At 31.9% G+C, this 22,808-nt stretch carries 26 protein-coding genes; 3 read left to right on the forward strand and 23 right to left on the reverse strand.

Features of this window, described 5'->3' with window-relative positions:
- Window positions 1-17: 17 nt before the first annotated feature.
- On the forward strand, window positions 18-953 hold the full coding sequence (locus ABD941_RS07125) for an HU domain-containing protein (protein WP_345273398.1): 936 nt from the start codon (window positions 18-20) through the stop codon (window positions 951-953).
- Window positions 954-1,038: 85 nt separating this feature from the next.
- Here ABD941_RS07125 and ABD941_RS07130 read toward each other — a convergent pair whose 3' ends face one another.
- The 5 genes from ABD941_RS07130 to ABD941_RS07150 form a co-directional block, all read right to left on the reverse strand.
- A complete protein-coding gene (locus tag ABD941_RS07130) occupies window positions 1,039-1,629 on the reverse strand; it encodes a hypothetical protein (protein WP_345273399.1) in 591 nt (196 codons plus the stop codon).
- Complete coding sequence (locus ABD941_RS07135) at window positions 1,620-1,820, reverse strand: hypothetical protein (RefSeq protein ID WP_345273400.1); 201 nt, start codon at window positions 1,818-1,820, stop codon at window positions 1,620-1,622. Before ABD941_RS07135 ends, ABD941_RS07130 begins: the two co-directional genes overlap by 10 nt.
- Window positions 1,821-1,916: 96 nt before the next feature.
- Entirely contained in the window at window positions 1,917-2,528 is a 612-nt protein-coding gene (locus ABD941_RS07140) for a hypothetical protein (protein ID WP_345273401.1), read from the reverse strand.
- The gene (locus ABD941_RS07145; RefSeq protein WP_345273402.1) at window positions 2,497-2,991 is read right to left on the reverse strand and encodes a hypothetical protein; all 495 of its coding nucleotides are present in this window, start codon (window positions 2,989-2,991) and stop codon (window positions 2,497-2,499) included. Before ABD941_RS07145 ends, ABD941_RS07140 begins: the two co-directional genes overlap by 32 nt.
- Entirely contained in the window at window positions 2,969-4,612 is a 1,644-nt protein-coding gene (locus tag ABD941_RS07150; RefSeq protein ID WP_345273403.1) for a hypothetical protein, read from the reverse strand. The genes ABD941_RS07145 and ABD941_RS07150 overlap by 23 nt, the downstream gene beginning before the upstream one ends.
- A gap of 335 nt (window positions 4,613-4,947) precedes the next feature.
- Between ABD941_RS07150 and ABD941_RS07155 the strand changes: the two genes are divergently transcribed.
- Window positions 4,948-5,457 carry an acyl-CoA thioesterase gene (locus tag ABD941_RS07155; RefSeq protein WP_345273404.1) on the forward strand — a complete coding sequence of 170 codons (510 nt, stop codon included), beginning with the start codon at window positions 4,948-4,950 and terminating at the stop codon, window positions 5,455-5,457.
- A 58-nt stretch (window positions 5,458-5,515) separates the two neighbouring features.
- A complete protein-coding gene (locus tag ABD941_RS07160) occupies window positions 5,516-5,728 on the forward strand; it encodes a DUF6515 family protein (protein WP_345273405.1) in 213 nt (70 codons plus the stop codon).
- Between the two features lie 9 nt (window positions 5,729-5,737).
- On the opposite strand, the gene ABD941_RS07165 is transcribed toward ABD941_RS07160, so the two are convergent.
- The 18 genes from ABD941_RS07165 to ABD941_RS07250 form a co-directional block, all read right to left on the reverse strand.
- Entirely contained in the window at window positions 5,738-6,157 is a 420-nt protein-coding gene (locus ABD941_RS07165; protein WP_345273406.1) for a DUF1801 domain-containing protein, read from the reverse strand.
- A 63-nt stretch (window positions 6,158-6,220) separates the two neighbouring features.
- Window positions 6,221-7,450 (reverse strand): murein hydrolase activator EnvC family protein, encoded by a 1,230-nt coding sequence (locus ABD941_RS07170; protein WP_345273407.1) that lies wholly within the window; start codon window positions 7,448-7,450, stop codon window positions 6,221-6,223.
- The gene (gene lolB1 / locus ABD941_RS07175) at window positions 7,450-8,220 is read right to left on the reverse strand and encodes a lipoprotein insertase outer membrane protein LolB1 (RefSeq protein WP_345273408.1); all 771 of its coding nucleotides are present in this window, start codon (window positions 8,218-8,220) and stop codon (window positions 7,450-7,452) included. The genes ABD941_RS07170 and lolB1 overlap by 1 nt, the downstream gene beginning before the upstream one ends.
- Window positions 8,220-9,587 carry a tetratricopeptide repeat protein gene (locus ABD941_RS07180; RefSeq protein WP_345273409.1) on the reverse strand — a complete coding sequence of 456 codons (1,368 nt, stop codon included), beginning with the start codon at window positions 9,585-9,587 and terminating at the stop codon, window positions 8,220-8,222. Before ABD941_RS07180 ends, lolB1 begins: the two co-directional genes overlap by 1 nt.
- Before the next feature lie 7 nt (window positions 9,588-9,594).
- Window positions 9,595-9,912: an antibiotic biosynthesis monooxygenase family protein gene (locus tag ABD941_RS07185; RefSeq protein WP_345273410.1), complete on the reverse strand. Its 318-nt coding sequence runs from the start codon at window positions 9,910-9,912 to the stop codon at window positions 9,595-9,597.
- 20 nt (window positions 9,913-9,932) lie between these two features.
- Window positions 9,933-10,952 (reverse strand): sugar phosphate nucleotidyltransferase, encoded by a 1,020-nt coding sequence (locus tag ABD941_RS07190; RefSeq protein WP_345273411.1) that lies wholly within the window; start codon window positions 10,950-10,952, stop codon window positions 9,933-9,935.
- Window positions 10,953-11,040: 88 nt separating this feature from the next.
- Window positions 11,041-11,475 carry a dUTP diphosphatase gene (gene dut, locus ABD941_RS07195; RefSeq protein ID WP_345273412.1) on the reverse strand — a complete coding sequence of 145 codons (435 nt, stop codon included), beginning with the start codon at window positions 11,473-11,475 and terminating at the stop codon, window positions 11,041-11,043.
- A 1-nt stretch (window position 11,476) separates the two neighbouring features.
- Window positions 11,477-12,937, reverse strand: a complete 1,461-nt coding sequence (locus ABD941_RS07200) for an oligosaccharide flippase family protein (protein ID WP_345273413.1) — start codon at window positions 12,935-12,937, stop codon at window positions 11,477-11,479.
- 137 nt (window positions 12,938-13,074) lie between these two features.
- On the reverse strand, window positions 13,075-13,935 hold the full coding sequence (atpG, locus tag ABD941_RS07205; RefSeq protein ID WP_345273414.1) for an ATP synthase F1 subunit gamma: 861 nt from the start codon (window positions 13,933-13,935) through the stop codon (window positions 13,075-13,077).
- Window positions 13,936-14,004: 69 nt separating this feature from the next.
- Window positions 14,005-15,579 carry a F0F1 ATP synthase subunit alpha gene (atpA, locus tag ABD941_RS07210; protein WP_345273415.1) on the reverse strand — a complete coding sequence of 525 codons (1,575 nt, stop codon included), beginning with the start codon at window positions 15,577-15,579 and terminating at the stop codon, window positions 14,005-14,007.
- A gap of 29 nt (window positions 15,580-15,608) precedes the next feature.
- A complete protein-coding gene (gene atpH / locus ABD941_RS07215; protein WP_345273416.1) occupies window positions 15,609-16,145 on the reverse strand; it encodes an ATP synthase F1 subunit delta in 537 nt (178 codons plus the stop codon).
- A 6-nt stretch (window positions 16,146-16,151) separates the two neighbouring features.
- Entirely contained in the window at window positions 16,152-16,652 is a 501-nt protein-coding gene (locus ABD941_RS07220) for a F0F1 ATP synthase subunit B (RefSeq protein WP_345273417.1), read from the reverse strand.
- Between the two features lie 80 nt (window positions 16,653-16,732).
- On the reverse strand, window positions 16,733-16,924 hold the full coding sequence (gene atpE / locus ABD941_RS07225) for an ATP synthase F0 subunit C (RefSeq protein ID WP_102756010.1): 192 nt from the start codon (window positions 16,922-16,924) through the stop codon (window positions 16,733-16,735).
- Window positions 16,925-16,976: 52 nt separating this feature from the next.
- On the reverse strand, window positions 16,977-18,065 hold the full coding sequence (atpB, locus tag ABD941_RS07230; RefSeq protein ID WP_345273418.1) for a F0F1 ATP synthase subunit A: 1,089 nt from the start codon (window positions 18,063-18,065) through the stop codon (window positions 16,977-16,979).
- Between the two features lie 510 nt (window positions 18,066-18,575).
- Window positions 18,576-18,839, reverse strand: coding sequence for an AtpZ/AtpI family protein (locus ABD941_RS07235; protein ID WP_345273419.1), 264 nt, complete (start codon window positions 18,837-18,839; stop codon window positions 18,576-18,578).
- Window positions 18,766-19,215: a bactofilin family protein gene (locus ABD941_RS07240; RefSeq protein WP_345273421.1), complete on the reverse strand. Its 450-nt coding sequence runs from the start codon at window positions 19,213-19,215 to the stop codon at window positions 18,766-18,768. Before ABD941_RS07240 ends, ABD941_RS07235 begins: the two co-directional genes overlap by 74 nt.
- Before the next feature lie 11 nt (window positions 19,216-19,226).
- Entirely contained in the window at window positions 19,227-21,785 is a 2,559-nt protein-coding gene (porW, locus tag ABD941_RS07245; RefSeq protein WP_345273422.1) for a type IX secretion system periplasmic lipoprotein PorW/SprE, read from the reverse strand.
- A 310-nt stretch (window positions 21,786-22,095) separates the two neighbouring features.
- Window positions 22,096-22,803 (reverse strand): ABC transporter ATP-binding protein, encoded by a 708-nt coding sequence (locus tag ABD941_RS07250; RefSeq protein WP_345273424.1) that lies wholly within the window; start codon window positions 22,801-22,803, stop codon window positions 22,096-22,098.
- Window positions 22,804-22,808: the final 5 nt, after the last annotated feature.

Here is a 22,808-nt window from a genome sequence, read left to right on the forward strand (position 1 = left end):
TTTTTAACTTTGTTTTTATGCAACTAGAAACCTACATAAGCGATTTACTTTACAGATACGAATGCGTCACCATTCCTGAATTTGGTTCTTTTTTAACGCAACGCGTCTCTGCCACAATTGATGGTAATTCAAATACATTTCATGCTCCAAAAAAAATGGTGTCATTTAATGAACAAATCCAAAAAAATGATGGGTTATTGGCCCACTATATTGCAGATGTTGAAAAAATACCTTTTGAGATTGCTAATAATAAAATAGCGAAACGTGTTAAATTATTAAAGTCTTATTTAACACAAGGTGAAACGCTTACTTTTAAAAACATAGGTGAAATTGTGTTTAACAATGAAGGTAAAATTTTATACGAACCTACATATCACCTCAATTATTTAACGGATTCTTTTGGTTTATCAGAGTTTGTATCACCATCGGTAACTCGCGAGGTTTACAAAGCGCAAGCAGAAGACATTGAAAAGGTTATTCCAATTATTGTAACTCCTGAAAAGCGCAAAACCAGACCTTATTTTAAATATGCTGCAGTTGCTTTAATAGCGTTAGCCATTGGAGGTTTAGTGGCTTCAAACTTTTATGTAAATCAAATTGAACAACATAACCAATTAGCACAAGAAGAAGCTACAAAACAACTGGATACTAAAATACAGCAAGCTACTTTTAACTTAAACCCGCTTCCTGCTATTACCTTAAACGTAACTAAACAAACAGGGAACTATCATATTATTGCTGGAGCTTTTAGAGTTGAAACAAACTGCGATATAAAAATAGCTCAACTAAAAACCGATGGGTTTAGTGCCAGAAAAATAGGAGCAAACAAATATGGCTTACACCAAGTGGTTTATGCCAGTTATGAGGGTAGACTTGATGCCTTAAAAGCATTGCGAACTATAAAAAAAACGCATAATAAAGATGCTTGGTTACTAGTTAAAAAACTAGATTAAACCATATTTTTCGGTATTTGTCATTACTTAAATAATATTAAACTTCCTGCATTAGCGTCATTTATTATACCCAAACTAGTAACCTTTAATAGGGTTCGAGCGGCAAGGGTGGTGGTGGAATTTGTCTAAAACAATTAAAGAAAATTCTAAGCTCTATAGTATCCTTTATTTCTTTATTAATCTCATCAAATACTCTAGTTAAATTAAGTAAAGATTTCTTTAAATCCTCCCCTTTCTTACTTGTATCTATCGCGACCTCTATTATGGCCTTTTTATACGATCTAGGATAATGATAATCTTTACCATTATTCGAATAATGTCTTTTTAATATGGTTTTCAATTCAGTAATGGAATAACCATTATCAATTAAAATTGAATCTGTGGTTATAGATAAAACATCCCTCTTTCTTATTTCATCGAATACTAAAGGAATTATTCGTTTATTAGTTCCTTTGTCGAAAACCTCAATTAAAGGCACTTTATTTTCCTTATAAATTTGACGAACTTTACCTGTTATTTCTAAAAAATTTAAGTTTGTCGTGTCTAGGTCTAGATTAACTATTTTAGACTTTTTGTGTAAATCTTTAGAAGGATAATATCTAATATCCAATTTTTGTTTTTGACAACTAATAAAAGTTAAATAAAACAATAATAAGTAAATAAGTCTTAATCGCATAAAGTAGTGTTTTCTATCACAATTGATCTATACCCATTATATATACTATCCATTTCCATTGATAGTAAATTGTTAGCATCCCAAAACCTTAAACCATCCCATGCAAAAGATTTATAATAATCTAGAGGATATCTATAATCATCAACTTCTCTTAAAGCTTTTGATATAGGATTTATATATTTTTCTGTCATATAAATATGCTGAATATTTCCTATATCATATAACTCTTTATAATGCTTATACAGTCCAAATAGTTAAGGTCTATCATACATCTACAGATTTGTTTGTTATTTAATTTTTGCCCTCAATTTGTTAACTTCGATTTGATTTAAAAGTAATTGAAGAGCAAGAGCCATAACCATTTGCCAAATAGTATAAGGTTTTAAAATTTTATAATTTGGAAAATCAATTGATAATGAATCAATATAATAATGAAGGTAACTTTGAGAAACTAGTATAATTAAAGAGAATATAATGACAAGTTTTGTCAATCTCGTTTTTGGAATTTTAAAAACAAATGTACAAGAAAAAAACAGTAATAATGGAGCAATTATGCTTGTTGAAATTGCTAAACCGAAAACACTTCCTGAATCTCCATCCATAAAACTAAATATAGCCCCTGTTACAGCAAAACTTAAATATGCTATTATAAAAGAAACAAAAGAGGCTAATACACTTAATAATACACCTAATAAAGGTTTGTATTTATGCCCTCCCCAATTTATTAGTCCAATTATAAGACCAAAAGACAATGTAGAATATTCTAATGATATATTAGTAATATGAATTAAAATTGCACATAGCATTGAAGGTAGTATAACTCTTAAAACAAGTTTATATTTTTCCATATAGAAATGATAGAGAACCTTAAAATTTGGAATAAATCCAATTAGTTTCATATCTGATAAAATTGTTTTTTTCTTTTGAAATAATTAAAATTTTTAATATTGAATGATTAATAGGTGGAAGAGGTTTAAAACCTTTTTCATCCATAACTTCTTTAACTGTTCTTAAGTATTCTTCATGTTCCAAATTGAATAATTCTTTAACTTTTTTAAATTCAATTTTTTTAATTACATTTAGAGTTAAACTATCTTTCTTATGAATATTAGGTTGATATTTAAATACTTGGTCATCAATGTTAAAAGTAACGCAACCATTGTCTAATTTTTGTAAATTAGTTGTGGAATTGTTGAACACATATATGATGGGCCGTAGTACCTTTTCTCCATCTTTATAGAGTTTATAATATTTTGAATTATTATTTTCTTGAGCGAAAATTGAAAGATTAAAAGAAAAAATTAAGAAAATCAAAATTTTTGTTATCATATCTAAAAGATTATTTGCAGTTTGATGTTCCATTAAAAAAATAAGTATTGAAATTACTTAAAACTCTATCTTTTTCAGATTTAATTAAGCTATCCCATGCAATTGATGTCACTCCATTTTCCAATATTCGTAACCCAACCCAAGATAAATCTTCATATACTTGTCTAGATTTATCAGAATTGTCAAACTCTTCAAGTATATCAGCAATCGTGCCACGATAGTGGGAAGCCATTTGATTATGATTCCAAGTGGGCTTATAACGTTGAATATAATAGTCATAAATCCCAGGAAAATCGTTCCTTAAACTATTAACATAAATAATTTGTTCCTTTTGTGTCATATTAACAGGGTCTAAATCTCCCCTTTGGGCAGCTGAAAGCATTTTCCTAAATATCTCAGCATGAATAATCTCGTGGGCAAAAGCTACTGCACTTCCCAAGTCAGAAATATTACTTAATTGATTATTACTGAACTCAACAGTTATATTGAAATTACTTGGAGGATTAGTAATCCCGTAATTCCCTGAAGAAAGTGTATTGTTTATTTTGAAGGAAATGTGACTAACTGGGAAATCTCCATCAAATTTTTTGACAGCATTTTTAAAATCGATACTAGAACTTGTAAGCTTGTTATAAATACATAAAGCTTTTCCTGTAAGCTCATTAATAATTTGATCATCAAAATCCACTTCAGTATTTCGATTTAAAATCCAAGCTATAATAACTTTTTGCACAAAAATTTGAGCACTATTAAACTCAACAGTACCGATATATTGATTAACATAATCTTCAATATCTGATTTAAAATTTTGGTTCTCTAGTTTTTCAAGCCAATCTCTTTGTAGGTTGGTTAAACCTAATAAATTAGAGATATCGAAATCTGGGGTAATAACAGGTATTGGGTTTGCTGGTATACCACTAGGAGTCTTGTCCGGATTTGTAGGAAGCGGCAATAGGACAGGCCCTGTACCATCAAAATCATCATTGCTGGTATCGCCAGGTACATCAATATCTGGATTTGTATTAGTATTTGTACACCTCTTAGTTGTATGCGAGAAAGTCCATATCGGTTGTACTGGACATTGGCATATTCTAGGATCTATATGCCCTACACAAGGGCAAGGGGTAACATTATAGAAATGTGTGGTTGTACAATCACCAAATGATTTGGCGGAAACAGTCTTACTTTCTTTACTAAAATTATCATCTTCTATTTTAGATACGATAACATCTTCTGTTTTGTCTAAAGGGTATTTGTAAATGTATTTTTCTAATACACCACTATGTTCATATACTACTAAATTGTAAAAGTACTTATCTGCTTCATCAGTTCTTATCATAGGAAACACATGGTAAGTATTGTCGTTTTCTATATATTTTAAACCTTTAGTATTTGTTAATTTAAAAGAGGGTTTATTGGTTTTATTTTTTGAAGTAAGGTTTTGATTTTTAGACATTAATCCAAATGTTTCTTTTGAAAGGGAATTTCTATCTAAAAGGTCACTTAATGAAGTTTGACTTATGGATTTGTTTTTATTCTGAAGATCAGAATTAGGTTGATTATCATCTTCTTTTTGGCAATTCTGTAAAAACACTACTATTCCAAAACATAGAATTCCAATTTTAAATAAACTTTTAAATTTTTGTTTTTTCATGGGTTGCATTATTTAAATTTAGTTAATAGATCTGTTTAATCCAAAATAATTGAATTAAGTACTTATTATATTCTTTTTATAAGCTTTTCAAAGGGTAATTACTACTAATTTAATAGTATTGCCTTTCAAATTTTAAAAAATAGTATGAATTTTACAACACATTTTAGTCTTTTTTTACGCTTTTTCTCACTTTTATAAAAGTATTGCTATGGATTTCCCGCAGAAGCGACATATTTGAATAGGATTACGAACCATTTCAAGCATTATTTTATATGATTTATAATCATCTAAATCCTAAAATCATATTACCTTTGCCACATCATAAAAACATATTGATGAAAGCAAAAACACCCGAGCAATCTAGAACGATAATGACCGATATGGTCTTACCTGGGGAAACCAATCCTTTAAATAATTTATTTGGTGGCGAACTTTTAGCACGTATGGATCGTGCAGCTAGTATTTCGGCAAGGCGCCATAGCAGACGTATTGTTGTAACGGCTTCTGTAAACCATGTAGCGTTTAATCGTGCAGTCCCTTTAGGAAGTGTTGTAACCGTTGAAGCTAAGGTGTCTCGTGCTTTTAAAACCTCTATGGAAGTGTTTATAGATGTATGGATTGAAGACCGCGAGTCTGGAGATAGGACCAAAGCTAATGAAGGTATTTACACATTTGTTGCTGTTGATGAAACGGCACGACCTATTGCCGTTCCAGAAGTTATTCCAGAAACCGATTTAGAAAAAGAGCGTTTTGATGCGGCTTTACGCCGAAAACAATTAAGTTTGTTATTAGCTGGAAAAATAAAACCTAGTCAGGCGACAGAACTAAAGGCTTTATTTGAGTAATTAAACCTTTTGTATCTTTTATAGTCTTATTAGCAATATAAACCCAAAATATATTGTTATGAGAATTTTTGTTATTATAATTTCAGCTTTTTGCATGATTAGTTTATCGTCTTGTGCCACGCGTGTAGTAACGAAACCCACTAATGTTACTGTTGTAAAAACAGCCCCTAAACATTACAAAATTGTAAACGTTAAAGGAAAACGCTACTATTTTTGGAATGGGAAACATTATAGAAAAACCAGAAATGGATATGTTATTACTAGGGTATAACACTTTATGTCATGCTCCTAATAACGGTAAGTGCTTAATTTTATGATATTGTAATGCCATTGAAATACAATGTTTTAATTCTATTTTAGGGATACTATCATCTAGCTTAAAAACAATAGCTCGATTGCCTTCAAATTTAAATTTGTGCTTATAAATTCTTTTAAACGTTGGAACTAATTTAGATGTACACTGAAAATAGATGGCATACTGTTCTGGGGTTTTCTTTGACCAGTTCATTCGTATCGTGCTTCCATGTTTTGTTAGATAACTAGGCTCTCCCCATTTAAGCATTTCTTCTAATTTTTCGAGCCCTTCAATTTCTGATGCTGTTTGTAAAACTAGGGCTCTTATATAACGTAATTGGTTTTGTACTAATTCTGGATAGTTATCAAATACGTCTTTAACTTTTGGATTGCTTTCTAATTCCATGTTAATCCATTTGAAATAAAATACTAAAACTCCCAATACTTCAGGGCAGCATGATAAGTCATGTCACATTTTATAAATCCAACTAGCGGGGTTTTCTGTACTAGTACCTTTAGATAATGTAAAGCTTAAAATCGTCTCTCCGCTTGATGGATTAGTAAACACTTCTCCTATAACTTGTTTGGTTCTTACTTTATCGCCTTTTTTTACATAAACTTGAGCTAAATTTCTATACAAGGTCAAATAGTTTCCATGGCGAATCATTACTATAGGGTTAACATTTTTCATTTTAAGTATTTCGCTCACTTCACCATCAAAAACCGCCCTGACTTTAGCCCCTTTTTCTGTGGCAATACGCACCCCATTACTTTTAATCGTTAACGATCTATCAATAGGGTGTGGTTGCGTGCCATAACCTAATCTTACAAAGCCTTTTTCTACAGGCCAAGGCAACTTCCCTTTATTGGATATAAAATTAGATGCTAAAACTTTTTCTTCTGCAGTTAAGGCAAAACGTTTTGAACTCGTGGTTTTGCCTGCCTTTTTATTTGACTTTGCAATTGCTGCTTTAATCAAGCGATTGATTTCTCTATCAATTCTATTGGCTTCCCTTTGCTTTTGCTTTATTTGCGACGCATATAATGACAAATTATTTTTTATAGATACCATTAAGGTTTGATGCTGCTTGCGCTCAGCTTCTAATGTTTTTTGAACAACTCTATTTTCTGCTATTAGGATTTTCTTATCTTCTTGCTGTTTTAATAAATTGGCATTGGTTTCCTGTAATTCAACAGTTTTTGCCTTTATCGTTTCGCCTTGCTGTTTTTGGTGGTCTGAGTATTGCTTAATATACTGCAAACGTTTATACGCTTGTTTAAAGTCGTTTGATGACAGCAAAAACATGATTCTGCTTTGCTGGTTTTTACTTTTATAGGACTTCACGACCATAGCTGCATAATCTTCCTTTAATTGTTTTAATTCATTTCTTAAACTTGATATTTTTTTTTGATTTGAATTAATCTGGCGTGTTAATAAATTCGCTTGCTGATTAGTCACTTTAATTAAATTTGATAATACATTTATCTTATAATTAAAATCTTCAATTAAAGAAAGTTGCGATTTTTCTTTGGACTTGTTTTCAGCACGTAATTCGTTAATTTTCTGAATTTCTCTACGTAATTCTTGTCGACGGGATTCTAATTGCTTTTGCTTGTTGTTTTGCGAAAAAGCAAAACTTCCGCATAACAAAAAACTAAGCAATACTATTATTTTATATGCCTGTTTACTAATAATCATTACAATTCTATAGCTTTAAACCCTGATGGTATTTTAAACGGAAAACGCAAGTCTTCATTTAATGATACATTTTTAAATTCTAAGCCTATAATAGTTTCTTTATTAGCTTCAACAGCTATTACTTTTATGTTTTCGGGTAGAATTTGTTTATCAACTTCTTGATGTGATACATAATCGATTTGTAAATGCCTAAATGATTTGGGTTGTGATATTTGTTGTGACTTAACCTTAAAATGCGATGGGTCTAACAAAAAGAATATTTCGAATAACTCACGTTGTTTTTTTGGCTGAAGTATATATGATTTATGATCAACCGAAGCCTTGTAATCTGTACCTTTTAAATTATATAATGCCTCGCCTATCAATAAGTTTTGAACTTTATCAAAATCTAATTCTGTACCGAGTAAATCACTCAAATATTTATAATTCCCATCAAAATACGTATTATCTAACTTATTATAAAAACTTACTTTTTCGGGAGTTACTAAAGCTCTAATGACTGAAAATGTAGCATTTATCCATAAGGCTTCATCTTTTTTAGCTCTAAAACTTACTGTATGGGTTTGGGTCTTTCCTTTTTGGATATATGTTATTTTTAATCTGGACTGAAGTGTGTTAAAAGCGGCTTCTTGTTTTGCGTTTTCTTTTATTAACTGCCTAGTGGATAGCTTATAATTAGCTTCGTTATTAGCACTAATTGTTTTTGCTGATTTACAATTAAACAGAAATAACACTACCAAGCTTAAGATAATATGTATATGCTTACTCATTAATTTGAGGATTGTATTTGTTTTGCCTTATCACTAAACGTTTTTGCTTTAGCAGTATTGTTTAATAGTGTATATGCTTTACTCAATTGATTATAAAAATCGGCTTCCATTTTGGTGTCATCAATAATATAATCTAATCCCGATTCTAAAGCATCTAAAGCTTTTTTGGGTTGATTTAATGCATTTAAGGCGACACCATTTATTAGATAAAATAAAGGTTGTGATGGATATTTTTCAAGGGCTTCGTTACTCTTTTGTTCTGCTACATCGTATTTCTGCAAATCAATATATAATAACATCACATTACGCAATATGCCAAAATTATCTGGTTCTAATTTTAAAGCGGATTCAAAATATTCCAAGGCTTTTTCTTTGTTGTTTTTTGTTAAATGATACTGCCCTAATTCTAAAAGCGTTTTACTATTGGTATCGCTAACTAATGCTGTGGCTTCTACTAAATCTGCTTCATATTGCGGATTGTTTCCAACAAATTGCACAAAGTCCATTAATACTTTAAGCTTAGCTTCTGGTTTTATTTCAGTGCTTTTAACTACAATTTTCATAGATTCTATAGCCTTTTTAGCATCATTGTCATCTAAATAAAACTTATATAACGCTAAATGTACTAATTGCGAATTTGGATTAATTTTTAATAACGCTTTAGCCGTTTCAAAAGCCTTTTCTTTTTCGTTGTTTTCACTATAGCGAAAAATGAGTGCTAAATAATTTGATTCTTTATCTGGATTACTTTCAACACGCTCTTCTAAATTTTTTATCTGATCTTTTTTGCGTCCGGTGGCATTATAAATTCTATTTCGCATGAGGTCTCTCGAAACGGAAATACCAAACGTTGCATCCAATTCGTCTAAAATTTGCAGTGCATCATCATACTTTTTTGTTTTTACATAAAGTGAGGCTAAATCTTCTTTATAATCGGGGTGATATTTAACAAGTTGCTTAACTATTTTTATAGCTTTATCATAATCATTTTGTTCTGCATAAAAGCCATACAGTTCGTCTAAAAACCATTCATTTTCTGGAGCTTTATTTACAGCTTTCTTAAACGCATCTTCTGCAGCTCCGAAATTTTTTAGTTTGTTATAACTTTTACCTAATTCAAAATATAAAACGGGTACTGAATTATCTAATGCTATGCATTTTAAAAAGGCTGCTGCTGCTCTGTCGTAATTCTCAATGCCCTTTTGTTTTAAGGCTTCATAAAAAAGTTCTTGAAATTGGTCATCGTTATCGCCTAGGTCATCATCAGGCTTAACGTTTTCAACTGTAAAATCTAATTGGGCATGGTTTACTTGTGGAAGCATTAATATTCCGATGAAAAAAAACACTATATGAAATTGCTTTTTCATATACTTCTTAGTCATTTTGTTTTACCCTTATTAAATCTTCAACAACTTCTAACTCATTTAGAATTTCTATGTTTTCACATGATGACCTCATTAAAGATCTAGCTTTATCTGCTTCCTGTTTTGGCAATTTTTCACCAGATGCTTTAAACGTACTTTTATCTGGCCATTGTGCATAAGCAACATATTGATATGCACTTTGTTTATGTAATCTAGAACCTAAACTTCCTTCATGTTTGTATATTAAATTTGTTAAATCCTTCCAACCTTTTATAAAATTTTGTTCTTTCTCAGGTTTTACTTGAAAGGAATATAGTATAATATACATATTTATATATTTATCAATTGTTATTCCAAAACCGAATAATCACCAATACTTATGCTAGTGAAATTACCATCATACTTAACATGATTACCTATCATAGCATTGTCTAAATTAGCATTTTTGATCCTTGTATTTGTTTGTATTAAGCTATTTTTAACAGTTGTGTTTTCTATAATGCTATTATTGCCAACTGAAACAAAAGGACCAATTGTTGTATTTTTTAGCACTACATTTTCACCTATAAAACAGGGTTCTATAATATTCGAATTTTCCAATTTGGCTGATGTTGCCACTAATTGTTCCTCTCCATCGGCTTTCAAAAATCCTAACATACGCTGATTAGTTTCTATGGTAATGGCTTTGTTTCCGCAATCCATCCACTCATCAACTGTTCCTGTTTTGAATATTTTGCCTTCTGCCATCATACGCTTTATTCCATCGTTAATTTGGTATTCGCCACCATTCATAATGTTTTCATCTAGAATTTCTTGTAGTTTTCCTTTTAAAGTGGCAACATCCTTAAAATAATAAATGCCTATTACTGCTTGATCACTTATAAAGGTTTCTGGTTTTTCAACAAGTTCTATAATTTCATCGTTTGCATTTAATTTAACCACGCCGTATGCTTCTGGATTGTCCACTTGTTTTGTCCAAATCACGCTATCTGCCGTTGGATCTAAATCAAATTCTGCCCTTATCAAGGTATCGGCATAAGCGATTACTGCTGGCCCTGAAAGCGAAGGTTTTGCACACATAATGGCATGGCCTGTTCCTAATGGTTGATCTTGTCGATAAATGGATGCTTTGGCGCCTAAACCTTTAGCTAAATCTTCTAAACTTGCTACTACATCATCTCCAAACCAAGCCGGGTCACCTAAAACAAAGGCTATTTCTTCTATGGGTTGTTTTAAAACTTTAGCTATATCTTTTACCAATCTATGAACTATAGGTTGTCCTGCAACTGGGATTAATGGTTTTGGTACGGTTAAACTGTGTGGGCGCAAACGAGAACCCCGTCCTGCCATTGGTACTATTATTTTCATTATTTTATGTTAATTCGTTTATATCTTTATTTGTTTTAATACGAATTCACGAATTATTATTCTGAAATCGTTAATCGTAATTCGTCAATCATTTTGTTCCTGTACTTCCAAACCCTCCAGAACCTCTATCAGTATTTGACAACTCTTCTACTTGATCCCATTCAGCACGTTCGTGTTTAGCAATTATCAATTGTGCAATACGTTCTCCGTTATTAATGGTAAAGTCTTCGCTTGAAAGATTAATTAAAATTACTCCTATTTCTCCTCTGTAATCAGCATCTATCGTTCCAGGTGCATTGAGTACTGTAATGCCTTTTTTTGCAGCTAATCCGCTTCTAGGACGTACTTGAGCTTCAATACCTACTGGTAGCTCTATAAATAAACCTGTACCAACTATGGTGCGCTCTAAAGGTTTTAAAATTCTAGATTCTGTTAAACTTGCTCGTAAATCCATGCCTGCGGAAGCCATAGTTTCATAATGCGGTAAATCGTGTCTTGATTTGTTTATTATTTTTATTTGCATGTTATTTTTTTAAAAGTTGCTTAATAACTTTCTGTTCAGCATAATATACGATGCCCAAAAATACAATTAACATAGATATTCCAACAATATAAACGCCTCTAAATTGATAAAAAGATAGCATTGAAAGTGTTACTGAAAGGAACAAATACATAATTATTTTTTTAAGGTTATATGGTATTGGATAATATTTTCTTCCAAAATAATAAGACAATAACATCATTGATGCATAAGCAATTAAAGTTGCTATGGCAGAGCCTTTATAACTTATAATAGGAATTAGCCAAAAGTTTAATCCTAATGTTAATAATGCGCCAAATATTGATATATACGCACCAAATTTTGTTCTGTCTGTTATTTTATACCAAACTGAAAGATTGTGATAAATCCCTAAACAAAAATTTGCTGTAAGAATTAGAGGTACAATCCACATGGCTTCCCAATAATCTTCACTTCTCACAATAATTAATTTCAACATATCCGCAAAAACAACTACTGCTAGTAATATGATTGAACCAAATGCAACAAAAAATTCTAAAATTCTAGCATAATTCTTTTGAGGGTTTTCAGCTTTTGCATGGCTAAAGAAAAAAGGCTCTATTCCCAAACGATATGCAGTAGCAAAAAGTGTCATAAACAATGCTAGTTTATAACAAGCTGAATACATGCCTATTTCTGTTTTGGCAATATTTTCAGGTAATAGATAATCCAATAATATTCTATCAAAAGTTTCATTGATTGAAAAAGCAACGCCTGCAATTAATACTGGAGTCGCATATTTTATCATTTTCTTCCATAAAACATTGTCGAATTTATATTTGATTTTAGCGTAAAATGGAAAGATTAATAAAAGTGTGATTCCACTTGCTATTAAATTTGCTATAAAAATATAATTAATTTCAAAGTTTGGAATGTATATGCTTTCAAGCATAGTATTATTAGAAGCTAAACCTTGTAATGCCAATAAAAAGAACACATTTAAACTTATATTAATGATAACATTAAAAATTTTAATAATTGCGTAGCGCATTGGTTTTTCATTAGCTCTTAGCCATGCAAAGGGTATAATAACCAAGGCGTCTAATAGTAAAATCCATAGAACTAACCTGATATATTTTACATCAATATCGATTAAACTTGATATTTGGTTTTTGAATAAAAAGCCTAGAATAAAAAATCCAATTGACGTAATGACTAATGACATTGCGGCTGTACTGGTTACGCTATCTTTATCATCTTCTTTATTGAAAAACCTGAAAAAAGCGGTTTCCATACCGTAAGCTAGAATCACATTGAATAGTACGAAATAAGAAAAAATAACAGAAACCTCTCCATATTCTGCAACCGAAGAAAGCACACCTTCTGTGGTATAAAGTGGCACTAATAAAAAACTCAACATTCTGGGAAGTACAGTTGCTAAACCATAGATAAATGTTTGTTTAAATAAAGACTTGAGTACGCTCAAAAAAATTGTGTGTTTTTCATGCTAAAAATAAGGCTTTTATAACAAAAAAACCTAACTCGTTAAAGTTAGGTTTATAATTTTTATATGAGATGCTAAAATAGCCCTGATAGTTATCGGGGCAGCATAATAATACTTAATTAGTTATTCAAAGCTTCTGCTCCACCTACAATCTCAAGGATTTCATTAGTAATTGCTGCTTGACGTGCTTTGTTGTAAGTTAATTTCAATTGATCCCTTAACTCAGTAGCGTTATCCGTTGCTTTATGCATGGCCGTCATACGGGCACCGTGTTCTGATGCAAATGAATCTCTAATACCTTTATATAATTGTGTTTTTAAAGACTTAGGTATTAACTCTTCAACAATTTCTAGTTTTGATGGCTCAAAAATATAATCTGAGTTTGCATTAGCTTCACCTTCAACAGGGACAATTGGTAAAAACTGCTCTGTCATTACAATTTGAGTTGCTGCGTTTTTGAATTTGTTATAAACGATTTCGATTTTATCAAACTCGCCAGCAACAAATTTATCCATTAACAATTCAGCAATTTCAGCAACATTGTCAAAGGTTAAATCGTCATAAACTTCACTTTTATTAGCTATAACTCTATTGGTTTTTTTAAAAGCATCGTTTGCTTTTTTTCCAATAGCTAAATACGAAACCTCTTGATTTGCATAGGTTTCATCTGTTAGTTTATTAACTTCCTTAATGATGTTTGAATTAAATGCTCCTGCTAGACCTCTATTAGAAGTAATTGGTACTAAAAGCACTTTCTTTAATTCACGTTGCTCAGAATATGCACTACCAGAATCTGCGTCTAAAGTGGCGCTTAAACTTTGTAAAAGCTCCGTTAACTTATCAGCATAAGGACGCATTGCTGTAATAGCATCTTGTGCCTTCTTTAACTTTGCAGCCGATACCATTTTCATGGCACTGGTAATCTGCATCGTTGAAGATACTGATGATATTCTATTACGTATTTCTTTTAAATTTGCCATTATTTAGTCTTTAGTAATTAGTCTGTAGTCTTTAGACTATTGTCTAGAGTCTAACGTCTAAGGTCTAAATTAATACTTCCCCGACAGATCTTTAGCTACAGCTGTTAATGTATCTGTAACTTCATCAGTTAATTTCCCTGCTTTTAATGTACTTAACACATCTGCATGTTTAGCTTTTAAGAATTCAATGAAATCTCTTTCAAATTCTTTTACTTTTTCAACAGGAACGTTTCTCAATAAGTTTTTAGATCCTGCATAAATAATTGCAATTTGATCTTCAACTGTAAATGGATCGTTTTGTGCTTGTTTTAAGATTTCAACGTTACGTTTTCCTTTTTCAATTACGTTTAAAGTCACCGCATCTAAATCTGAACCAAACTTAGCAAATGCTTCTAATTCACGATATTGTGCTTGATCTAATTTTAAAGTACCTGCAACTTTCTTCATGGATTTAATCTGCGCATTACCACCAACACGAGATACCGAAATACCTACGTTAATTGCTGGACGTACACCAGAGTTAAATAAATCTCCATCTAAAAAGATTTGTCCATCTGTAATAGAAATTACGTTTGTTGGAATATAAGCAGATACGTCACCCGCTTGTGTTTCAATAATTGGTAAAGCTGTTAAAGAACCTCCTCCTTTCACTAATGGTTTTAATGAATCTGGAAGGTCATTCATGTCTTTAGCAATATCGTCATCATTGATAACTTTTGCAGAACGCTCTAATAATCTAGAGTGCAAATAGAAAACGTCACCTGGATACGCCTCACGTCCTGGTGGACGACGTAATAATAAAGATACCTCACGGTAAGCAACGGCTTGTTTTGATAAGTCATCATAAACAATTAAAGCTGGTCTACCAGTATCTCTAAAATACTCTCCAATTGCAGCACCTGCCATTGGGGCATATACTTGCATTGGAGCAGGGTCGGATGCGTTTGCCGCAACAATAGTTGTATAAGCTAAAGCACCTTTTTCTTCCAATGTTTTAGCAATTAAAGCTACTGTTGATGCTTTTTGACCAACGGCAACATATATACAGAATACAGGCTCACCTGCATCATAAAATTCTTTTTGATTTAAGATGGTATCAATACAAACTGCAGTTTTACCAGTTTGACGGTCACCAATAACCAACTCACGTTGTCCACGACCTACAGGAATCATAGCGTCAATAGACTTAATACCTGTTTGTAATGGCTCAGTAACTGGCTCACGGAAAATAACACCTGGTGCTTTACGCTCTAAAGGCATTTCGTAAGTTTTACCAGAAATTGGTCCTTTACCATCAATAGGGTTTCCTAAAGTATCAACAACACGACCAACAATGCCTTCTCCAACATTAATAGAAGCAATACGTCCTGTACGTTTTACTGTAGATCCTTCTTTCACGCCTACAGACCCTCCTAATAATACAATACCAACGTTATCTTCTTCAAGGTTAAGTACAATACCCTCTAATCCGCCTTCGAATTCAACTAACTCACCATATTGCGCGTTAGATAATCCGTAAGCACGTACAATACCATCACCTACAGTTAATACAGTTCCTACTTCATCTAATGAAGCACTAGCTTCAAAACCTGAAAGTTGTTTTTTTAAGATTGCTGATATCTCAGCTGGTTTTACTTCTGCCATCTTATTGTTTATTTAGATATATAAATATCTTAGTTTAATGTAAATTCTCTTTTTAATTGGTTTAGTTGATTTGCAACACTTGCGTTGTATTGCACATCACCTATACGTAAAATGAAACCACCTAAAATGCTTTCATCTATAATATTTTCTACTTCAACATTTTTACCTGTAAGTTCTTTAGCTTTTGCTAAAACTTTCTTCTCTAAAGTATCTGTTAAAGCTACTGCCGTAGTAACCGTTGCTAACTCAATGCCCTTTGATTCATCAAATAACTGATTGTATTTTGAAGCTACATGACCTAAAACATCAATTCTGTTATTCGTGATTAAAGTATCGATTAAGCTTAGTGTGGTTTTGTTTGATTTTTTAAAAATATCTAACAAAACTGACTTTTTAGTTGAAGAAGGTATTACAGGACTTTGAAGCATGTCACTTAGCTCTTTACTTTCTGCAATGGTATTAGCTATTAACTTCATATCTATATTTACAGCGCCTGCTGCCTTTTGATCTGATGCTAAACTTAATAGTGCCTTTGCGTAACGTATTGCTGCTCTTGCTCCTGCCATTATAACTTAGTTTAATGATTTTTCACCTAACATCGTTTCAACCAATTTTAATTGCTTGTCTTTGTTAGATAATTCAGTTCGCACTACTTTTTCTGCAATCTCTAAAGATAAACCTGCTACGTGATTTTGAAGTTCAGCCATTGCTGCTTTCTTTTCACTTTCAATAGCGGCTTGTGCTTGCTCAATCATTTTATTTGCTTGCTCTTGAGCTTCTCCTTTGGCATCGTCAATCATTTTATTTTTGATATCACGTGCTTCTTTCAACATGGTTTCGCGCTCTGCTCTAGCTTCTTTTAATAATTTTTGATTGTCAGCTTGAAGGTTTTCCATTTCTAACTTCGCTTTTTCTGCGGAGTCTAATGCATTTTTAATGCCTTCTTCTCTATCATTAACTGAATCTAATATTGGCTTCCAAGCAAACTTTTTCAATAAAAAAATAAGTGCTATAAATAGTACTGCTTGCCAAAAAAACAATCCTAATGAAAAGTCTTCGAATAATTTTCCCATAATAATTTATATTTCTAAAAAACTTATGTTTAATTAAAAGAACAGCTATAACCAACCGTTATAGCTGTATCTTGTTTGTATTATACTGCAAATAATGCAGCAAATCCAATACCTTCAATTAAGGCTGCTGCAATAAGCATAGCCGTTTGAATTTTTCCTGTAGCTTCAGGTTGACGAGCGATTGCTTCCATAGCAGAACCACCGATTCTACCAATACCAATACCTGCTCCAATTACTACTAAACCTGCACCTACGATAGCTGGAATTTCCATAATATATATATATAATTAATTAAACATTCAATTTATAAAAATCATCAACAAATTAGTGATGATCATCATGTTCTTCAACTGCCATACCAAAGTATAGTGCTGAGAGTACTGTAAAAATATAGGCTTGTAAAGCTGCTACTAGTAATTCTAGTATAGCTAAAACAAATGCTAGTAAAAATGATAATGAACTCCCTAACCAGTTTTGGAATAAAAATATCATTCCTATTATACTCATTAATACCACGTGTCCTGCTGTAATATTAGCATACAAACGAATCATTAACGCAAACGGCTTAATTATGGTTCCTAATAATTCAATAGGTGCTAATATAATTTTCATTGGAACTGGTACACCTGGCATCCAAAAAATATGTTTCCAGTAATTTTTATTTCCAGAAAACGTTGTGATTAAGTATGTTATAAGCGCTAAACATAACGTTACCGCTATATTGTTAGTTACGTTCATTCCTATTGGTGTTAAACCAAACAAGTTAACAATCCATACAAAGAAAAATACGGTCAATAAATAACTCATATATCTCTTATAATGCTTTTCTCCAATATTTGGTCGTGCAATTTCGTCACGAACATAAAGCACAATTGGTTCTAAGAAACGCCCAATACCTTTTGGCATGCCGTTGTTCTTTTTATAGGCTTTTGCCATTTTGCTAAACATAAAGAACATGATTGCAAATACTAAGATAATCAACGATACATTTTTAGTGATTGAAAAATCTAATGGTTTTTCGTTGGTAGCGTGATGATGGTCATCTTCTATAATCTGTCCATTAGGACCATCTACCTTATAAATTTTTGAGTGATGTACTTTGTAATAATCTCCACCAACTTCTGCAACAGTTTCTCCGTGATGAAATTTAGACGATGAAAATATTTTTAATCCATTATCCCATAAAATAACTGGCAATGGGAAACCTACGTGTTTATCTTCTCCTTCGTCTGATGTATAAGAATATAATCCGAAATCGTAAGAATCTTTTAAGTGGTGTTGGATATATGCTTTTACAAATGCTTGTCTGTCGGTTTTTTGTTCACCGTGACCTTCTTGTTCTTTTCCGTAAGAAACGAAGGTTAATAAAAGCAGTAATAATGTAATTGGTTTTAAAGATATTTTTCTTCGCATATCACTCTATATAATAGTGGCTTAAAAATCGGTGCAAAGGTATGTTTTTATATCAAAAACCAAAACAATTTTGCTTTTTATTTGCAATGATATTTGTAAGGGCAAGTTTTAAGTTCCTAATCTAGTTTATTCAGCCATTTACTAAGGCTAACAGATTCTAGTATTAGGCCTATAACATAGGGAACAAAAAAAGCCGCAAACTCTAATTTAGTTATTGTACTATCAAGCTTGTAAAACGGATAAAATAGTATAAAAAAAATAGCGAATTTCAAAAAACTCCCTGCCAAAAACAGGAACCCTAATTGGCTTTTATATTTTTCTTTTAGTAAATAAAGAATTCCAAAAATAATTATAACTAAAATAAGGTTTACTATATAGGATAGTACGATCCTATTTTCGAATAAAGGAAACTGTAAAAAACTTAAAATAGTTAAATGAACTATAAAAGCAAGCGCTAAAAGCATAATAGCTTTTATTGTAAAGCTTGTAAAAGGATTACTCATCAATGAATTAATATTTAATTCTATTTACCTGTTTAAGAACTACATACAATGAAATAGCGACTCCTAGTAGTGTTGTTATAATGATAAACAATTTATCGCCATCGTTAAATTTAGAATCTAGCCATCTACCAAGCATAACAAACAGATATATGGTAATGCCCATTTGAAATGCAACTCCAGATAGAATGGCAACGTTTTTAAGCTGTTTTCCCTCCTTGAGGCTTTCTTTGTTGTTGTTGCTCTTGTTGTTGTACTGCTGCTTGCCCGCCATTATTCATTTCTTTTACAGTGCCTTTCATTGCACAGGTTACGTTAAATGTGGCACCTGGTTCTACAGCTAATTTACCGACAACAACCTCACCTTCAATATGTGCAGATGACTTCAAAGTTAGTGTGCCCGATAAGGCTAATTTACCAGAAAATTTTCCTTCAAAATAAGCATCTGTACCATGTAACGTGCCTTTGATCAATCCCGCTTTACCTACGACCACTTTTCCTGAGGTTTTAATATTTCCATCTATAATACCGTCAATTCTAAAATCGCCTTCACTGTTAAAATCGCCAACCATCTTAGTGCCTTGCGCAATAATATTTTGGTTTGATGTACCTTCTGTCATTTGTTTTTCTTTTTTGTTTTCAGAGAACATAATGTGTAAGTTTAATTATTATCAATATGCATATAAGTATCCAAATTTTTATGAATTTGAATGATTTGATAATTTGTAGATGTTACTACAAAATAAGGGGCTTTTATTTTTTGTTTATCTTCTTTTGTTAATAATTGGTCAAACGTTCTGGCTACAACTCCATTTTTTAAGCCATGAACAATTACAAATGTTGTATTGGGGCTATAAACATCTTTTGATGAGTTTAATTTGTAATATTTTATATTTTCCAAAACCTCATCTAATGTTTTTTGAAAATCGGAAAGCTCTTCTGGTTCTGAGTTTTTAAATTGATAAACAACTTTGTAATTATTAGATATACTGTCATTTTCTGCTACAAATTCTTTATTTGCCAATTTAGGTAAAATATTCGTTTCTATATTTTGAGCTTGCTTCCCTTCTGATGTATTAGCATAGGTAATTGCTATATAATTTATAGCCTTCTTATAGGCGTTATAACCCTCTAAACGGCCTGTTGCTGTTGCTTTTAACAATTCGAATTTTGGAACAATAGGCTCGCCATCAAATCTATTTATATAGTCTTCACTTTTAGAAATAACATCAGTATATTCCTGACTTTCATACTGAAAATATAAGGCTTCATATAAACTCACAGGACTATTTTCATCTTTACCTGAAACTAATTCTGGATTGTTTATAATGGTTGCATATCTGGATTCTGGATATTTTGAAGTAATCTCGTTTTTTGCAATAGTAGCTTCATCATTTTCCTCTAGGGCTTGGTAAATTTTATACAGATTGTATTTTGAAGGTAATATTAATCGTTCTTCAGGATTGCTATCCAGTAAGTTTTGAAATTTATTTTTTGCTAATCCGTATTCTTTAAACTTCTCTTTATAAATTAAGCCTAATTGATAATACGCGTAATTACGCTCTTTAGAAATACTATCTATTTCTTTTTCTTCTGAAGGTATTTTTGAAATATAGTACTGCGGGTCGAACTTCTCTTCATCTGAAGCTGATGCTAAAATAGCATCTGTCGATGATGTGCTTACGCCACTTGAAATTCCTTTGCTGGACCATCTCCAATTGTCTTCTAATTGCCTATCGCCCCAAATTTTCACAAATTGATTTTTACCATAGGCTACTGTTGTAGAATTGTAAAAATAAAATAAAGTGGCCTGATTTGGTGTTCCTGCCCGCACAGGCTGGCCATCTATTTTATTATCAACTGTTACTAAACCGCTATTACGTTCTGCGGCTTCTGCTTTTTCCTTTTCTTCTTTTGCTTTAATTTTTAATACTTCTATAAAGTTTTCAAAATAAGCAACACGTTCCATTTCTGGTAAATTTACTAACTTTAAAATACTGTCATTTACTTTAGCAATAGCTTCATAATAAATAACATCTTCCAGATTATCACGCTTGCGTTTTATAACACGATAAGGCTTCGAGTTTAAGACCAAACTACTCATGGTACTATCATAATATTTGCCTGCATCGGCATATACGGAAGCATCAAAATTCATGTCGCCAAGAATTTCGTAATTTCTGGCTTTAAGCAATTTGTCTTTGGAATTGGTTCGCAAGGATTTGTTATAGTAGGCTACAGCCAAAGAATCTGAATTGTTGTTTAAATGATATTCGCCTATTTGGTGGTAAATTTTATCTAAAAAAGGTCTGTTTTCTCTATTCTCTTCAAGTTCTGCAAGTAGTTCAGAAGCTTCTAATTTATTAGCATTTTCATAATCGAAGTTTTTAATTTTTTCGAGATGTGCGGTAATCATATAAATTCTTGGCGTTTTACGATTCAGCTCAATAACTTTATCAAAGGCTATGTTCGCACTATCCTTATAACCTAGCTTGTTATATAGTTGACCTTGAATAAATCGGTAACGCCCACGTTCATCATTGCTTTTTGTAGCATTTGAAGCTATTTCCAACTGGGTAATGGCACTGTCGACAGATTTCGTGTTTAAATACGCTTGGGCCAGTATAGATGTGGCATCTGCCAAATCTTGTCCTTCGAGTTCTTCTTGAAATAATAATCGCTTTAAGTTTTTAATAGCCAGTTCATTATTATCTAAACGGATATTCGTTTTTTCGCGCCAAACCTTGGCTTGGTTAATCTTATCACTAGCTGGATATTTATAGAGTATGTAATTAAATGCTTCTAATGATGGGATAAAACGTTGATCGAAGTACCTAGCTTTTCCCAACAGTAAATAAGCTTCATCCATTTGCGGATTTTTTTCTTTCCCGCTAATATTCATACTATGCTTTTGGATGGCTTTTGCAGCTTTTTCTTCGGCTCTTGTAAAGTTTTCATTTTTAGATTGCCCTGGCAGTACAATATCTTCAAATACTTGCATGCGCTCAATGGGTAACACATCCCAATAGTTATCAAAATAGGCCTCGTTAAGATTATTTCTTCCTTGTTCTAATGCTATGTAACCATTGTAAAGTGTATTAAACTCGGTGGCTATGGCATGAAAGTTTCTGTTAATAAACTTATCCTTTTTTCTGGAACAACTTCCTAATAAAAAAGCACAAAGTACAATACTTGATATGACTTTAAACGATGTTTTCAACGCTGGTATTTTTAATCTAAATAATAACTATAAACTGTTGCTATTATTATATGTAAACGTAAAAATAAGCATCTTTTTCGATTTAGCTAATGATTGTCGGACAAATTGGTCTTATAGAGACATTCGGTCGAAGAGTAAATACTGTAAGGTTATAGGTTGTTTTGCAGAGGTTCTCGGAGTTTTCACGGAAACTCTCAGAGAAAAACCATTAGCTGTGAATACTAAATGTAAATCAACATAAAATTCTGAAAACAATCAAAAAGTGCTCTGTGTATCCCATGAAAACTCCGAGAATTTTTATGTTATCATTTTAAACCACTTCATTCCCCGAAAAATGGGCTTCCAATTCTTTTAAAGTTGCTGCGCTAGTCACTAAATCTTTAACTATTTCTCCTTTTTCCAGGACTACTATACGTTCGCAAACGTCTGTAACATGCATTAAATCATGACTTGAAATTAAAACGGTAACACCTTGTTTTTCAGCTAAATCCTTAACAATACTTTTCAATCGAATTTGAGTAGTTGGGTCTAAATTTGCAAATGGTTCGTCCAAAACAACAACTTCTGGATTACCTATTAGTGTTGCAACAATACCTGCTTTTTTCTGATTGCCTTTGCTTAAATCGCGTAAATACTTCTTTTGTCCTAAAATTTCTCCGTGAAAAAAGTCCTCAAATTGCGCTACAAGTGCATCTACATCAGCTTTATTTTGACCGCGTAATTCACCAATAAAATAAAAATATTCTTCGGCTGTTAAATAGCCTATTAAAAAACTTTCATCTATAAAAGCAGCTGTAAAGGGCTTCCAATCCTCACTTTGGTTTACTTGAATCTCGTTATTTTTAATAGATCCTGTTGTGGGTTGAATTAAATCTAAAAGCAAACTAAAATACGTTGTTTTTCCTGCGCCATTATTACCCACTAAACCAAAGCTTTGTCCTTTAGGGATTTCTAAAGATTCAATATTCAAAACTTGACTTCCAGCATATTTTTTTGATAAGTTTGATGTTATTATCATAATTG

The organism is Flaviramulus aquimarinus, assembly GCF_039543205.1.
Classification (GTDB): Bacteria; Bacteroidota; Bacteroidia; order Flavobacteriales; family Flavobacteriaceae; genus Flaviramulus_B; species Flaviramulus_B aquimarinus.